The sequence below is a fragment of the Piscibacillus salipiscarius genome (assembly GCF_042685285.1).
Taxonomy (GTDB): domain Bacteria; phylum Bacillota; class Bacilli; order Bacillales; family Alkalibacillaceae; genus Piscibacillus; species Piscibacillus salipiscarius.
The window spans coordinates 1-15,642 of record NZ_JBHUMZ010000001.1; the positions used below are offsets into that span (position 1 = coordinate 1).

At 37.3% G+C, this 15,642-nt stretch carries 13 protein-coding genes; 7 read left to right on the forward strand and 6 right to left on the reverse strand.

Going from position 1 to position 15,642, the window contains the following annotated elements:
* Positions 1 to 255: 255 nt before the first annotated feature.
* Together ACFSW4_RS00005 and ACFSW4_RS00010 are read right to left on the reverse strand one after the other, a co-directional pair.
* Positions 256 to 2,328 carry a heavy metal translocating P-type ATPase gene (locus ACFSW4_RS00005; protein WP_377326633.1) on the reverse strand — a complete coding sequence of 691 codons (2,073 nt, stop codon included), beginning with the start codon at positions 2,326 to 2,328 and terminating at the stop codon, positions 256 to 258.
* A 107-nt stretch (positions 2,329 to 2,435) separates the two neighbouring features.
* The gene (locus tag ACFSW4_RS00010) at positions 2,436 to 2,801 is read right to left on the reverse strand and encodes a four-helix bundle copper-binding protein (RefSeq protein WP_369405113.1); all 366 of its coding nucleotides are present in this window, start codon (positions 2,799 to 2,801) and stop codon (positions 2,436 to 2,438) included.
* Between the two features lie 136 nt (positions 2,802 to 2,937).
* On the opposite strand from ACFSW4_RS00010, the gene ACFSW4_RS00015 reads away from it, so the two are divergent.
* The 3 genes from ACFSW4_RS00015 to ACFSW4_RS00025 all read left to right on the forward strand — a co-directional run bounded on the left by ACFSW4_RS00015 (position 2,938) and on the right by ACFSW4_RS00025 (position 5,313).
* Positions 2,938 to 4,443, forward strand: coding sequence for a multicopper oxidase family protein (locus ACFSW4_RS00015; protein WP_377326635.1), 1,506 nt, complete (start codon positions 2,938 to 2,940; stop codon positions 4,441 to 4,443).
* A 17-nt stretch (positions 4,444 to 4,460) separates the two neighbouring features.
* The gene (locus ACFSW4_RS00020) at positions 4,461 to 4,709 is read left to right on the forward strand and encodes an SHOCT domain-containing protein (RefSeq protein WP_054754989.1); all 249 of its coding nucleotides are present in this window, start codon (positions 4,461 to 4,463) and stop codon (positions 4,707 to 4,709) included.
* Between the two features lie 79 nt (positions 4,710 to 4,788).
* On the forward strand, positions 4,789 to 5,313 hold the full coding sequence (locus ACFSW4_RS00025; RefSeq protein ID WP_377326637.1) for a hypothetical protein: 525 nt from the start codon (positions 4,789 to 4,791) through the stop codon (positions 5,311 to 5,313).
* A gap of 35 nt (positions 5,314 to 5,348) precedes the next feature.
* Here the strand turns inward: ACFSW4_RS00025 and ACFSW4_RS00030 are convergent, their stop codons facing one another.
* The 3 genes from ACFSW4_RS00030 to ACFSW4_RS00040 are packed head-to-tail and all read right to left on the reverse strand — an operon-like array spanning position 5,349 to position 8,305.
* Positions 5,349 to 6,017 (reverse strand): response regulator transcription factor, encoded by a 669-nt coding sequence (locus ACFSW4_RS00030; protein ID WP_377326639.1) that lies wholly within the window; start codon positions 6,015 to 6,017, stop codon positions 5,349 to 5,351.
* A 2-nt stretch (positions 6,018 to 6,019) separates the two neighbouring features.
* A complete protein-coding gene (locus ACFSW4_RS00035; protein ID WP_377326641.1) occupies positions 6,020 to 7,399 on the reverse strand; it encodes a sensor histidine kinase in 1,380 nt (459 codons plus the stop codon).
* A complete protein-coding gene (locus tag ACFSW4_RS00040) occupies positions 7,400 to 8,305 on the reverse strand; it encodes a F510_1955 family glycosylhydrolase (RefSeq protein WP_377326643.1) in 906 nt (301 codons plus the stop codon).
* Between the two features lie 206 nt (positions 8,306 to 8,511).
* On the opposite strand from ACFSW4_RS00040, the gene ACFSW4_RS00045 reads away from it, so the two are divergent.
* The gene (locus ACFSW4_RS00045; protein ID WP_377326645.1) at positions 8,512 to 9,807 is read left to right on the forward strand and encodes an APC family permease; all 1,296 of its coding nucleotides are present in this window, start codon (positions 8,512 to 8,514) and stop codon (positions 9,805 to 9,807) included.
* 51 nt (positions 9,808 to 9,858) lie between these two features.
* Here the strand turns inward: ACFSW4_RS00045 and ACFSW4_RS00050 are convergent, their stop codons facing one another.
* Positions 9,859 to 11,655, reverse strand: a complete 1,797-nt coding sequence (locus ACFSW4_RS00050; protein WP_054754993.1) for a cation:proton antiporter — start codon at positions 11,653 to 11,655, stop codon at positions 9,859 to 9,861.
* A gap of 135 nt (positions 11,656 to 11,790) precedes the next feature.
* On the opposite strand from ACFSW4_RS00050, the gene ACFSW4_RS00055 reads away from it, so the two are divergent.
* From ACFSW4_RS00055 to ACFSW4_RS00065, 3 genes are all read left to right on the forward strand, one after another.
* Complete coding sequence (locus tag ACFSW4_RS00055; RefSeq protein ID WP_377326647.1) at positions 11,791 to 13,362, forward strand: FMN-binding glutamate synthase family protein; 1,572 nt, start codon at positions 11,791 to 11,793, stop codon at positions 13,360 to 13,362.
* A gap of 294 nt (positions 13,363 to 13,656) precedes the next feature.
* A complete protein-coding gene (locus tag ACFSW4_RS00060) occupies positions 13,657 to 13,998 on the forward strand; it encodes a P-II family nitrogen regulator (RefSeq protein WP_054754994.1) in 342 nt (113 codons plus the stop codon).
* Between the two features lie 12 nt (positions 13,999 to 14,010).
* Complete coding sequence (locus ACFSW4_RS00065; RefSeq protein WP_054754995.1) at positions 14,011 to 15,396, forward strand: ammonium transporter; 1,386 nt, start codon at positions 14,011 to 14,013, stop codon at positions 15,394 to 15,396.
* Positions 15,397 to 15,642: the final 246 nt, after the last annotated feature.

The window sequence follows — 15,642 nt, forward strand, 5'->3', positions numbered from 1 at the left end:
AGCATCATAACGGAGGGCCCTTTTTAATTCAAGAGGTGAAAACCTGATTCGATAGGAATGCTCCTGCAGGAACAGCACGAGCTGAAAATCACGCCAAACGAACGGAGCGAGTTTGGGGAAGTTGAAGCCGTGCCTGCGGAAAGCGAAGCATTTTGACGCAGCTAAAAAATGAAGACGAATATTAGGGATTGATCTCTCCTCTAATATTCGTCTTCTTCTAGATTAATTAATATTTTGTCCCAGCCTCTTTTTTTATTATGCCTTTAACAATTTTGCGTTAATGGCAACTATAACCGTACTTAAACTCATTAGCATCGCTCCAACAGCAGGACTTAGTACAATTCCGATTGGTGCTAGAACACCTGCCGCTAATGGAATAGCAATGATGTTGTACCCTGATGCCCACCATAAATTTTGAACCATTTTACGGTAAGTCTTTCTAGATAATTCAACTAATGAAACAACATCTTTTGGATTACTTTGCACTAATACCACATCGGCCGTTTCCATAGCAACATCCGTCCCTGCTCCAATCGCAATACCCAGGTCAGCTGTTGCTAGGGCAGGAGCATCATTAATTCCATCACCAGTCATTGCAACTTTCGCTTGTTTCTTTTGAATTTCTTTAATATGCTCTGCTTTATGGTCAGGGAGCACCTCTGCATGCACTTCTTCGATACCAATTTCTTTTGCGACCCAATCCGCTACTTTTTGATGATCGCCCGTTAACATAACTGATTTAATTCCGTTATCTTTTAGCAACTGTACTGCTTCTTTAGCTTCATCCTTAATCATATCTGCAAGTGCAACCATACCTAATAGTTTCTCGTTCGATAATACAAAAACAACTGTTTTTCCTTGTTCTGATAAATGGTTAAATGTGTCACGGTCAATATCTATGTTGTTCTTTTCTATATATTTAGGACTAACAATCTTGATGTGTTGACCGTCTATTTTACCTTCTATCCCCTCACCTGTGTTAGAGTTGAAATCTTGTACGTCTTTCAAGGTAAGATTCTTCTCTTCTGCTGAATTTACAATTCCTTTTGCAATAGGATGTTCTGACTTATATTCAACACTAGCTGCTAGCTTAAGTAAATCGTCTTCATTTGTATCATTTGGAATAACATCCGTTACGCCAAATTCCCCTTTGGTTAGAGTTCCTGTTTTATCAAAAACAACCGTATCTATTTGACGAGCATTTTCAAAATTTACTCGATTGCGTATTAATAAGCCTTGTTTAGCAGATAGTGCTGTTGATACTGCTACAACTAACGGAGAAGCTAACCCCAAGGCATGCGGGCATGTAATAACCATCACCGTTACCATACGTTCTAATGCCACATCAAATGAGTAACCTAATGCTAACCATACAGCTAATGTAACCAGCCCAGCAGAAATGGCAATGTAAAATAACCATTTAGCTGCTCGGTCGGTAAAGTCTTGAGCCTTTGACTTAGAAGCCTGAGCTTCCTTCACTAGATTAATGACTTGTGTTAAATATGAATCGTTACCTACCTTTTGTACTTCAATCGTTATTGAGCCTTCTTTATTAACCGAACCCCCAATAACTTCATCCTCTTTCTGTTTTTCTATCGGAACCGATTCGCCTGTTAACATAGATTCATCAATCGATGTATTTCCATCGATGATCCTACCATCAACTGGTACTTTTTCTCCAGGCTTAACTAGCACACGATCATTAACAGCTAATTCCGATACCGGGATCTCTTCAGTTTCATTATTCTCATCTAATTTATGAGCTGTATTGGGCATCAATTTTACTAATTCTTCTAATGCATTTGAAGCTCCCATGATCGAACGCATTTCAATCCAATGCCCAAGTAACATAATGTCTATTAAAGTAGCGAGCTCCCAAAAGAAATTTCGTCCTTCCAAACCGTAAACAGTTAATGAGCTGTATACATATGCAACAACGATTGCTAGGCCAATTAGTGTCATCATGCCTGGATTTTTCTCTTTTAACTCATCAATACCACCAGTTAAAAATGGCCATCCACCATAGAAAAATATGAACGTAGATAGTCCAAACAAAATATACTGATCATAATTGAAGCGTAAATCCACTCCAATAAAGTTTTGGATCATTGGAGACAGAATCAATATAGGAATGGTAATAAATAATGAGATATAAAACCTCTTTTTAAAGTCTTGTACCATCTGTTCATGATGCGCATGGTGATCATGATCTTCATGATGGCTATGATCATCATGTCCGCCTTGTTGGTTGTGATGGTTATGATCTTGACTATCATGATGTTCTTGCTTATGGCTTTTATGCTGGTCGTGTTTGAAGTCTTGACTCATCACATTCACTCCTTTTTTATTTCCTATTAACTTAATATGTATTTTTTAAACACCACGAATGTATTTAAAAAGAGACAGGTTATTTTAACCTGCCTCTAAGAGTCTTCTTAACCTGCCATGTTTCGACACTGCTGAGCACATTCCCTACATATTTGGGCACACTCTTTACAATGTTCATCCTGCATATTTTCGCATTCCACTGCACATTGATCACACACTTGCGCACATACACCACAAAGATTCATCGCAAAAGAACTGTTACGAGACATATATTGGGCTGCTTGTCCACAAATCTCAGCACAATCATTTAACGACTGAAGACATTTCACTCTTGCTTGGACATCTGGATCTTGCAAACACGCGGTAAAACATTCTTCGCAGGCCCTTAAACATTTTAGGCATGACTCAATACAACTATCCATATTTGTAGGTGATGATGATAATACTCCCATTCTTCTACCTCCTTTAGTCATTTCGACTTTTATCTTTTCCAAAAGTATACAATTTATCCTTAATTCAAAAAATTGTTCAATGTTAGGAATCGTTCATCTGAAATGCACAAAATCTGCATACTTACTGGGTATAACCTTAAGTGAAGGAGGGAAATCAATGAAGAAAAAAATAATAGGAACTCTAATAATTATTCTGCTCTTATTTATAGGATATAGTAGTTATAACTGGTTTTTCGAAAACGAATCCGCTAGTAACCCTGAACTCTCTCATGGTGAAGTTAATATCGAAAATTTATATAATACTGAGGAATTTAATGGCCGTCAGTTTACTGAGTATAATTTAACTGCAAAAGAAGTTGAATGGTCACTTGGACAAGGTCAACTGATCAATGCATGGACTTATAACGGCACTGTACCAGGAAAACCACTTCGCGTAACAGAAGGAAATGTGCTAAAAGTTAATTTAAAAAATGAATTAGATGTCCCTGTTACAATCCATTGGCATGGCGCGATATTACCTAATGTGATGGACGGGGTACCTGATTTAACACAAGAAGCCGTTCAGCCTGGTGAAACATTTACTTATCAATTTGTTGCTAAGCATCCAGGAACATATTGGTACCACTCTCATCAACAAAGTTCTCTTCAAGTAGATAAAGGTCTATATGGTTCACTCGTTATAGAAGATCAAGATCAAAAAAACACTTATGACAATGAACAAATCCTAATTTTAGATGAGTGGTCTACAGATGGAAACCGAGAAAGTATCACAAATATGCCTGGTATGATGATGGGTAGTATGAGTGGAGATGGTGAAGCTGATACAAAAGAGATGTATGATACGTATTCAGTCAATGGAAAAACTGGAGACGAAATAAAACCTATCGTTATTAAAAATAATGAAAAGGCATTAATCAGAGTCATTAATGCGGGGTACCAAGTTCAAAAATTAGCCTTTCCAAATGGAACTGCTAGTGTTGTCGCATATGATGCTTCCAAAACAATAGAAGAAAAGAACAAGACTAATATTGTAGAAGTAGCACCTGGGGAAAGGGTCGATGTCGAACTTACCAACAATCAGTCTGAACCATGGTTGATTACAAATCTTACATCAACGGAAAGTGGGACCACTTCTCATGTACCGGTCCTATCGAACCCTCAACAAAATCACAAAAGTGTTAAACCTAGTGAATTAACAAAAGAAAAAACGGTTGACGGGTCAACACTTGGTAACAAAGAACTCATTTTCAACCATACTCCTAACAACGTTGATGTTAATTATGAAATGGATTTAAGTATGGGAATGGAGATGGGTGAAGGAATGACGTTCCAAATTAATGAACAAGTATTCCCTAACACACCGCCAATCAAAGTAAAAGAAGGGGACATTGTTAAGGTAGAGATTAGAAATAACGGTCGTTTAAATCACCCAATGCATTTACACGGTCATCGGTTTCAAGTCGTATCTAAAAATGGAAAAGTATATAAAGATCCCATGGTTAAAGATTTAATAAATGTTAAACCAGGAGAAACCTATGAAATATACTTTAAGGCCAGCAACCAAGGAGAATGGCTATTTCATTGTCACGATAATAACCATGCAGACCGTGGTATGATGACCATTGTTGATTATGAAGGCGTCTTCTCGCCATATGTAAAATAATAAAAGGAGTGAAACTAATGAATGGTGGAATGATGAATGGTGACATGGGAGGAAATCTATTTGGTGGTTTTTTCTTCAGTTTAATCATGATTGTATTAATTGTATTGATCATTGTTGTGCTAATATGGATGTTTAGAAATCCAAGTGACAATCACAAGCAAACTAATCAATCTCAAGATTCATTAGAAATCCTCAAATCAAGACTTGCTAAAGGTGAAATTACAGAAGAAGAATACGAGCGTTTGAAGGATAAAATAAACCATTAAAAGAAGCTGATATTTCATCAGCTTCTTTTAACATAATTTTATTGGCCGCATAAAGATAAAGAAAAAAGAGGTGGCCATTTTGGAAAATTTACCGTCCGTTGACCTAGGGTTAATGGCAGAGCATTTAGCTGCCCATGAAGGGGTTATTAACAAGTTATTTTTATATGAATCGATCACAACACTTCCAAAACTAAAAGAACTCTTACAACTACAAATTTCAATCATGATGAGTCACGTTGATGTCATGCTAAAGTTGATAGATTCTGATAACAAGCAATCAGTGAATGTCCCTCCACTAACCACATATGAAGATGTAACATTTCAACATCATTTTCAGCCTTTAAATGATTATACAAATAAATGGGTAACGTTAGAAGCCCATAATACAGCTAAGTGTATGTCAGAGCAAAATTATATATCGTCACTAAATATGAAAAATCCAAACGTCAAAAAAGCGCATTCTGATATGGCTTTACAACAAGCTCATATTCAGAAATTATATAATGAGCTGATCTCAATTATGAATTGGTCGTTTGTGCCTCACTCAACTATAGAGACTCAATATCAAACCTATCAATTTTATAGCGAGGTTTATCATGAGTAGCAAGAAAATCATATTCTTGCTACTTTTTTTGAAAACTAATTAACCCACTTATAACCAATCCCCCATACGGTTACTAAATGAGCGTCGACTGGAAATCCTACTTTTCTAATTTTATCTCTAATATTACGTATATGTGAATCAACGGTTCTCCCCTCAACATCCGTTGCATAACCCCAAATTAAGTCTATTAGTTTATCCCGTTCATAGACTTTACCAGGATTTTTTATTAAATATCCAATCATTTTAAATTCTTTTGGAGTTAATTTGATTACTTGATTGTTATACGATAATTCAAAAGTATCTTCATTCCACATTAAACCATTTGATTCTACAATTGATTGGGGTTGTGTTCTTCTAAGAAGAGCTTCCATTCTTGCAACTAGCTCTAATTCATCAAATGGCTTTGTAATATAATCGTCTGCTCCTAATTTAAAACCTTTAATAAGGTCCTCCTGTTGGTCCCGTGCAGTTAACATAATAATAGGAACACTTGAGAAGGATCTTATTTTTTGACATAATTCAAACCCACTCATTTCAGGCATCATTAAGTCTAAAATGACAATATTTATCTCTTTTTGCTTAATAATATCTAAACCGTCTCTTGATTGAGATATCTTAATACATTCATAACCATGTGGCTGTAAATAGACTTCAATTAAATCCAGCATTCTTATTTCGTCATCCACAATTAGTACTTTTTTCATTTTTAAACACTCCTCGGAAGGATAACTAAGACGGTCGTTCCACGGCCTAGTTCACTATCAACCTCTATTGAGCCACCATGTGACTCTACTATTTCCTTTGCTATTGTTAAGCCAATACCCGATCCGCCACTTGATCTAGAACGTGATTTTTCAACTCTATATAAACGATTAAAAATATACGGAATTTCTTCCTTAGGGATACCTTCACCTTCATCAGTTATCTGAATGGTAATTGAATTTTCAGACTCAGTGACATTTAAAGTTAGTTTACTTCCATCAGGGGAATGTTTTTTTGCATTATCTAATATATTAATTAACACTTGCTGAATGCGAGGCGGGTCTATAAAAGCTTCTAAGTGATTGGGACAATCAGCCTCTACCCTCAACTTTTTATCAAGAAAAGCTGGTTTCAATCTACGTATAACTGTCTGAATAATATCACATAAAGGTACCAATTTTTGATTGATGACAAACTTATTCTGATCAACTTTGGCCAAATCGAATAAATTTTTGATCAAAATCGATAACTGTTCTGCTTCTTCTTTAATAATTGAACTGTATTTGCTGATTTCATCGGTTTCTATGCTTGGACGATTAATAATATCTGCGTACCCTTTAATATAGGTTAAAGGAGTTCTTAATTCATGTGAAATATTAGATAAAAATTCACTTCGTTCAGCCTTTAATTGATCCAAATCTTTAGAGAGCCGTGTAATAGTCCTTGCTAAACTACCTAATTCATCCTGCCTTTCTGTATCTAAATCTATTTGATTATTATCTTCATCAATTTGTTCTGTTGCTTCTTTGATTTTGATTAAAGGAGCTGTGATGAACTTAGATAAAATGATAATCGTAATAACTGTAAGGATTAATGTTATTAAGCCAATCAGTTTAAATTGATCCTCTAACTCTGCAAGCATATCTTTAACTTTTTTCGTCTTTGCAAACATTAAGACATGCCCTTTAGTTCGACCATCAATTACAATTAAACTGTCTGATGCAATATACTTCTTTGTTTTCCATCTATCTTCAATCATCATGCCACCAGAGTCAATCGGTGTCCTGACAGCTCTATTAATCACCTGTCTTATTTCTTGTTCTATTGGATTGGAATTAACAAGTACTTGTCCATTTTCATCGGTGATAACGACAACAAAATCAGATGCAGACTCCATAATCCCAACATGTTCCATGGTCGACTCATTGTAATGATCCTCAAGAACATCCCGATGTGTATTTCCTCTAGCAAGTAAACTGTCCATAACTTCTTCAATTTGGTTATTAGCTAGGTTCGTATATAAGATAAAAAATAATGCCACCTCAACTAAGACGATAAATATGAAAAATAACATTCCTACCTTGAATGAAAGTTTATTCATCATTTATTGAACACGACCACTCTTGGATAATAATGTCCATGTTTTAGTACTATCCTTTGTTAAATATACATCTCCACTGGAGTAAGTATGGATCGCTAATTCATTAGGATTTTGGGGGTTTTGACTTATATCCATGGGTGCATCCTTACCTAGTTCAGGCAAGTTATTAACCGTTTTCTCTTGATTCTTCAGACCATAACTGACCAATGATGGTGAACCATCAAATGTGGAATAATATAAAGTATTTTCAGTAAAATAAACCCCGATTCCTTGTTTTCGTTCCGTTAATAACTTGAAGCTTTGTCCACCATCCTCTGACAAATATACGCCTCCTACTGATGTGACCGCTAATAAATTAGAATTATTCGGATGAACAGCTAAATCTATGTATTTACCGTCTATACTTGAACTGCTCACTTTTTTCCAATCTTCACCTTCAGAATTACTTAAGTATAACCCTTCATCCAAAGTCGAATTAGATTTAGGATTGTATAAAAAAATGTCATGACTCTCATACCCAACGGACAACAAGTGAAAATCTACTTCACCAACAAACCCAACATTTTCTAATGTTTTACCACCATCTAAACTTCTCTGAATGCCAATAGGATTCGGTAAATCAGATTGAGCACCTGGATGCCCAGAAGTATAAAACCCTTGATCTACTACATTGAAACCCATATAATCATTGATATTTTTAGTGGTTTCAAACCACTTGCCATCTTTGTAATATTTAAGCCCTGCGTGCGTACCGAAATTTAATTGACCATCCTTGTCATAACCCATACCGTGAACATGTGTCAATTGGTCACCTTGCAGTTCCTTCTCAAATGAATCGCTTTGTAAACTAGAACATCCAATTAAGAACAATAAGAACGTCATACTCACTAAGATAATTATTTTTTTCATCATCGTAACCTCCACTATCTATATCACTCGATATCATATCAATGAATTATCAAGTTTCTATGCAGAAAATTTATTGAACATGTGAACAAACGAAATCTTTATATTAGTCATTTTATCCATATCTTATTATGAGAAGCCACCATCTGCACATTTTTTGCATAATTTTAGGGAAAAGCTATAAAAACGATTTAAAAAGAGGTGAATAAATGACTCAATACAAGAAAAATAGCATTACCCTAATCGGTGCCATCGGTTTAGGTACAGGAGTTATGATTAGTGCCGGGATTTTCGCCCTATTGGGTCAAGTTGCCGAACTAGGAGGAAAATGGTTTCCACTTATTTTCATTCTAGGGGGAATTGTGACTGCATTTAGTGCTTACTCTTATATAAAACTAAGTAATACTTACCCCTCTGCAGGTGGCATCGGTATGTACTTAGTTAAAGAATATGGTAAAGGAACTTTAACAGCATTTGCAGCATTACTCATGGCTTTTTCAATGGTCATTAATCAAAGTTTAGTTGCAAGAACTTTTGGAAACTATACCTTACAATTAATTAATGTGGATTCCAATAGTTTTTGGATTCCTGTTTTAGGTGTTGGTCTATTAATTTTTGCTTTTATAGTCAATATTTCAGGCAATAAATTCATTCAAACCTTTACATCATTCGTTTCGCTACTTAAAATCATTGGATTACTTATTTTTGCAGGTGCGGGTTTGGTAGTCGTCAATTTTACATTTAGTCCTGCGGAAAGTACTAGCCAAGCACCAGAAACAAGTATCGCAGGTTTTATTGCGGCAATTGGTTTGACTGTTCTATCTTTCAAAGGGTTTACTACCATTACGAATCAAGGTGAAGAGATTGTAAAACCTAAGAAAAATGTTGGACGAGCCATTATGTTTTCGATCTTGATTAGCCTAGTCGTTTATATTTTATTAGCGTGGGCCGTATCGAGTAATTTACCTTTAAATAAAATTATAGAGAAGAAGGATTATGCACTTGCTGCAGCAGCTGAGCCAGCTTTAGGGAATTTAGGTGTTTGGTTCACTGTCATCATAGCTATTATTGCTACCATTTCTGGGATTATAGCTAGTGTATTTGCTGTTTCAAGGATGCTAGCTATGCTCACAAATATGGATTTGATTCCACATAGCCATTTCGGCATGCCAGGTAAAATTCAAAGACACACGTTGGTTTATACCATTGTTATTGCCATGGTTTTAACCGTTCTATTTGATTTAAGCAGAATTGCTTCATTAGGTGTCTTCCTTTATTTGATTATGGACCTAATCATTCATTGGGGGTTACTTACGAAGTTAAAAGATCAAATTGATTTCAATCGCATCATTGTTATAGGAGCCATTGTACTTGACTCCATTATATTAATAGCCTTTACCTGGGTTAAAATCAAAGCCGATTCCCTTATTGTTTTAGTAGCCATTGTGGTTATGATTATAACTTATATTGGTGAAAGATGGTTTTTAAAAATAAGTAAAAAGTAATGCTTAACACTTCATAAGCCGCTAACTATAAATGTCAGCGGCTTATATTCTCTAGTTTTGTACAGGTTTTTGTAACGAAACAACCGTATCGCCCGCTTCAGGCTTTACTTCATTATTCGGTGTGAAGAAATCAAGGTTTCCTGACTTTCTTAATATAAACAATAAAACACTTTCAGAATCTAAATCTTTTAAGAATTGATTGTACGTGTATTGCTGAGTAATCCCCGTTCTCTTAAACAAGAACCCTTTATTAATTTTATCGTTTAATGCGCTCCAGTTAGCATTTTCTTCAAATAATAAGCGGCCACTTAAGTGTTTGCTCACATCTTCTAAATGATCTCCTTGATTGACTTGAAGTGGTAACTGGAATAAATGCTCCCTGCCAAATGCAGGCATAAAGGTCGAACTCACTAGCGTATTATAAGAGTCATATTCCGTAAGACCTATCATATATTCATAAGGCGTAAGGTCTATTTGGTAGTCCGTTTGTTCGGACAAAATCTCACCATGCTCATAAGGGACGCCAAGTCTCCTTGCGTGAGATAAGCGACTCCATGATGAATCTGTGACTAATACCGGTATATTAAGATCCTCTAAAACTTTGGCTAAATTAACCGAAAACTTACTAGCCCCGACAATTAATACACCCGGCTTACTTTCTGTAGATAAATTAAGATGTTTTGCTACCCAGCTAAGTGAAAACCCATGGACCACAACTGTTGCAAAGACAAGTCCGAATGTAAGAGAGGTTAGGATTTCAGCATCTTCAAAGCCTGCATCTAATAGTACACCCGCAAAATACCCTGAAACAGTTAGCGCGACAATCCCGCGAGGCGCAATCCAGCCAACGAGTAACTTTTCCTTAAATTGAAGATCCGTTTTGATCGTCGATAAAAATATACTTAATGGTCTTGTGACAAAAAGCATAATTAAGATAAAGACGATAATATGCCAATCAAAAATGGATAGTAGCGTTTCACGGTTAAGCGAAGCTGTCAGCATAATGAAAATTATCGAAATGAGTAGGATTGATATATTTTCCTTAAAATGCCTCATATCGCCAATAGATGAGATATGCATATTCGCTATGGTCATCCCCATGACCGTAACGGCAAGTAATCCCGTTTCGTGCATTATAGTGTCACTTAATGCAAAAGCCATCACAACACTAGCTAATACGACGGGTGATTTCAAAAATTCTGGTACATAACCATTTTCGAACATCCACCCAATTCCGTACCCGAAAAAGGCACCAATGACCGCAGCTAATAATGAACCAGCTAAGAAAGCTAAAACCGTTGCAAATGTGACGGCATCCATTGTTACAAATTTAACGAACTCATATGCAAACACGGCAACGAGTGCGCCAAACGGATCAACGATAATACCTTCCCATTTAAGGATAGCTGCTGGTCTAGGTTTTAATTTTGCCTGCCTTAAAAGTGGCAAAATAACAGTTGGGCCAGTCACGATGAGAATACCACCAATCACAAAGGCAACCGCCCATGATAAGTCCGCGATATAATGTGCTGCTAAAGAACCCAAAATCCAGGCAAGAAATGCACCCAACGTTGTGATACGAAAGATTGGTTTTCCAAGTCCTTTTATTTCACGAAAATCTAAATTCAGGCTTCCTTCAAATAATATAATACCGACGGCAATTGAAATGAGCGGGCTATACATTCCGCCCAAATCTTCTTGCGGATTTATGATTCCTAAAATCGGACCTGCGAGTAAGCCCATAACAGACATCACAACAATGGCTGGCATTCTAAAACGCCATGCAAGCCACTGGGAACTTACTCCTAGTGCTCCGATTAACATTAAGATAAATAATAAATTATCCATATAAATACCTCTCTCACTCTACGAACCATATGATTCAAAATGTCTGCTTGTGGTATATTGTGTATAGGACATTCGATATAGAGCGTTCCATTTAATTTCACGTTTGAATTATATATATTTTTAGGGGGCGAGTCAATGACAGAATTAGCTTCATTATTTTTATTAATTATTATCTTTCTACTATTAATTATCCCAGGAGTTTTTATGCTTTATGGCTATTTTATCGATCGGAATCAAAGACGTCATTCTGTGTTAAAAAACTATCCATTAATAGGTAGAGTGCGCTACTTTTTTGAAAGTATAGGGCCTGAGTTAAGACAGTATTTATTTACAGAGGATAACGAAGGCAAACCTTTCTCACGAAAAGACTACCAAAACATTGTGTTACCGGCAAAGTATAAAAAGAGAATGGTCGGCTTTGGGTCGCAGCGTGATTTCGATCAACCTGGTTATTACATAAAAAACACGATGTTTCCTAAATTAGAAGAAGAATTAGCCATCGATCAGCAAGAAAAGATTAAGACTTATGCTTATTATATTGAAAAAGAGTACCTTTTTTCACGTAAAGAGTATCGAATCAAGAAAGAAGTTGATCCATACTTTTTAGATGAAAAGCATTCAGTGGTTATTGGACCAAATTGCCCGAAGCCTTTCGTCGCTAAAGGACTCATCGGAATGTCTGGCATGAGTTATGGCGCACTTGGCGACCGTGCTGTAACTGCATTATCCTTAGGACTAGGCAGAGCTGGCGGAACCTGGATGAACACAGGTGAAGGAGGCGTGTCGGATTATCACTTAAGAGGAAATGTCGATTTAATTATGCAAATTGGCCCAGGCCTATTTGGCGTCAGAACAAAAGAAGGCGAAATGTCTTGGGAACAGCTGCAAAACAAAGCTGGGATTGAACAAATTAAAGCGTTTGAATTGAAGCTGGCTCAAGGTGCTAAAACGCGTGGTGGACACGTTGAAGGCGAGAAAGTCACTGAAGAAATTGCAGCGATTCGTAACATTACGCCTTACCAAACCGTTGACAGTCCGAACCGTTTTAAAGAGTTCGATGACGTCTATGGCATGCTCGATTTTGTCGAACGTGTACGTGAAGTAACCGGCAAACCAGTCGGGATTAAAATTGTGGTCGGCCAGCAAGGCGACATCGACACACTAGCGCGGGTAATGGCTGAGACCGGCCACGCTCCAGACTTTATTTCCGTTGATGGCGGTGAAGGCGGAACGGGCGCTACTTATCAAGAGCTTGCAGACAGCGTTGGCTTGCCGATCAAATCAGCGATCCCGATCTTGCACGGAGCCCTAGTGGACCATGGCGTCCGCGACCGAGTTAAAATTATTGCATCCGGCAAACTGTTCACACCTGACCGAATAGCTGTCGCCTTAGCATTAGGTGCCGACCTCGTTCAAGTTGCCCGCGCGTTCATGGTCACTGTTGGCTGCATCATGGCGCAGGTCTGCCACACGAACCACTGTCCAGTAGGTGTTGCAACCACAGACCCTAGTTTACAAAAAGCCCTTAATATAGAAGAAAAATCTTATCGGGTAACGAATTTTGTGATCTCTGTACGCGAAGGCCTGTTTAACATCGCGGCCGCTGCAGGCTTAGAGTCTCCTACCCAACTGAAAGACGAGCACGTTTCTTATAAAGATCTGTATGATGTCGTTTATGAGAATCATTTAATGACGAATCAGAAGTAAAGCTCCTCTAGGTGAGGAGCTTTTTTTGTGAGTTGGTTAGAACCTTGGGCTAGATTTACCGATCAGTTTTTTTAAACCATATTCGTCGGTTCTTCAGCACCCCCCCTCCTTCACTTTCACTGCTTCAACCCCTGTTTTTTGCCTATCAATTATAAAATTAATTTTCATTTATGTTAACTTTCCTTACATATTTTTGTTGAAAAGGTTGATTTTTCACAAAAATAAGCATATTATAATTAATAATTACATTTAGTGTTAAGAAAGTTAACAATAAAATTTAAAGGAGTGATTTTTTTGAAAAAGATTGAAGCGATTATTAGACCTGAAAAGTTCCAAGACCTTAGAGACACACTTGATCAAAAAGGGGTTAAAGGAATGACAATCTCTGAAGTTGCTGGGTGTGGGCAGCAAAAAGGGCAAGAAGGCATGTTTAGAGGAACAAGATACGAAATTAAACTTTACCCAAAAGTAAAAGTCGAATTAGTCGTTGATGACCATGAAGTTGACTTACTAGTGAACACCATTCTAAACATTTGTGCCACTGGTAATGTGGGTGATGGGAAGATTTTTGTCACACCTGTTGAAAATGTATATCGCATTCGTACAGGTGAACTTGGAAAAGAAGCATTAATATAAGGGGGAATACAAATGGTTAAAAAAGTTTTATCGTTAATAATTGGTTTAAGTTTAATTCCTACTGTATCTTTTGCTGCAACATCAAATGAGATCGCCCCATTGATTTCATCAATTGATATGGTATGGATGATGTTAGGCGCTTTCCTAGTATTCTTTATGCACGCTGGATTTGCGATGGTTGAGACAGGATTTACTCGTTCAAAAAATGCATTGAACATACTAATGAAGAACATGATGACCATAGCCATAGCATCTGTTCTATACTTTTTAATAGGTTTCGGACTGATGTTTGGTGATTCGCTTGGTGGTTTTATTGGCACATCAGGGTTTTTACTCACAGGACAAACCGATCAAATAGGGTTCTTTGTCTTTCAAGCTATGTTTGCCGCAACATGTGCGACAATTATTTCAGGTGCAGTTGCCGAAAGAATCAAATTAAGTTCTTACTTAATCCTTACTATTTTCATGACTGGAATCATTTATCCAATCGTCGGACATTGGATTTGGGGTGATGGCTGGTTAGCTGCACTTGGTTTCGTAGACTTTGCTGGTTCATCAGTTGTTCATTTAACAGGGGCAGTTGGTGGACTAATAACGGTGTTAGTGCTTGGTCCTCGTATAGGTAAGTATGCTAAAACTAAAGTCAACGTGATCCCAGGACATAATATTCCAATCGGAGCCTTAGGCGTATTTATCTTATGGTTCGGTTGGTTCGGATTTAACGGAGGGAGTACCCTTGCCGCAGATCCTACATTAATCCCATCAGTGATTGCGACGACACTTTTATCTGCATCAGCTGGTATCGTTGCATCAGCCTTATACTCACACATAAAGTTCAATCGAATTGACGCCACGCTAACATTAAACGGTGCACTCGCTGGGCTTGTAGGAATCACCGCTGGTACAGCAAACGTTACACCAATTGGCGCTATTTTCATCGGCTTAATAGCAGGTATTATTTTAGTCGAAGCAGTCCAGTTACTCGATCGCGTATTAAAAATTGATGACCCAGTCGGCGCCATTACCGTTCACGGTATTTGCGGAATATGGGGCACAATCGCTGTTGGATTATTTGCGGTTGAAGGCGGACTGTTTTATACAGGTAGCTTTGAATTACTAGGAATTCAAGCGCTCGGTGTCATCAGCGTCATTTTATGGACACTTGTTACAACTGCGGCCGCATTATTCATCATTACTAGCACCGGTTCAATCAGAGTTTCGCGAGAAGATGAAATTGCAGGTCTCGACTTCTCAGAACACGGATCATCCGCCTACGAAGCAACGAACAGTATCTATAACGAAAACTTAGACATGAAAGGCGAATTCGGCATCGGATTGTTGAAACGATTAGATCGGCTAGATCAGAAATCTCCTGACTCAGGAGAACAACCTTCATAAAATAGGAAAAGCTCCTCGTTGGTGAGGAGCTTTTTTGTTGATAATGAGGGGCTTTACGGCCTGTTTTTGAGATTTATCGGCCCGTTCTATCAGTCAGTTTTAAGGTTTTATCGGTCAGTTTTTTAGATTTATCAATCAGTTTTGGAGTTAGTATAAAAAGTGGACACGTGAGATTGAGTAGTTTTTTTAATACAATAGACTATTAAGGAGCGTGTTTACCTTGCCAAAACGATCTGAAAATTATCC

Bases quoted from the DNA above. Each gene is read 5' to 3' on its own strand.
- ACFSW4_RS00045 (WP_377326645.1), top strand. From the start codon at position 8,512: ATGACTCAATACAAGAAAAATAGCATTACCCTAATCGGTGCCATCGGT.
- ACFSW4_RS00030 (WP_377326639.1), bottom strand. From the start codon at position 6,017: ATGAAAAAAGTACTAATTGTGGATGACGAAATAAGAATGCTGGATTTA.
- ACFSW4_RS00055 (WP_377326647.1), top strand. From the start codon at position 11,791: ATGACAGAATTAGCTTCATTATTTTTATTAATTATTATCTTTCTACTA.
- ACFSW4_RS00020 (WP_054754989.1), top strand. From the start codon at position 4,461: ATGAATGGTGGAATGATGAATGGTGACATGGGAGGAAATCTATTTGGT.
- ACFSW4_RS00005 (WP_377326633.1), bottom strand. From the start codon at position 2,328: ATGAGTCAAGACTTCAAACACGACCAGCATAAAAGCCATAAGCAAGAA.
- ACFSW4_RS00015 (WP_377326635.1), top strand. From the start codon at position 2,938: ATGAAGAAAAAAATAATAGGAACTCTAATAATTATTCTGCTCTTATTT.
- ACFSW4_RS00050 (WP_054754993.1), bottom strand. From the start codon at position 11,655: ATGGATAATTTATTATTTATCTTAATGTTAATCGGAGCACTAGGAGTA.
- ACFSW4_RS00065 (WP_054754995.1), top strand. From the start codon at position 14,011: ATGGTTAAAAAAGTTTTATCGTTAATAATTGGTTTAAGTTTAATTCCT.
- ACFSW4_RS00010 (WP_369405113.1), bottom strand. From the start codon at position 2,801: ATGACTAAAGGAGGTAGAAGAATGGGAGTATTATCATCATCACCTACA.
- ACFSW4_RS00040 (WP_377326643.1), bottom strand. From the start codon at position 8,305: ATGAAAAAAATAATTATCTTAGTGAGTATGACGTTCTTATTGTTCTTA.
- ACFSW4_RS00035 (WP_377326641.1), bottom strand. From the start codon at position 7,399: ATGATGAATAAACTTTCATTCAAGGTAGGAATGTTATTTTTCATATTT.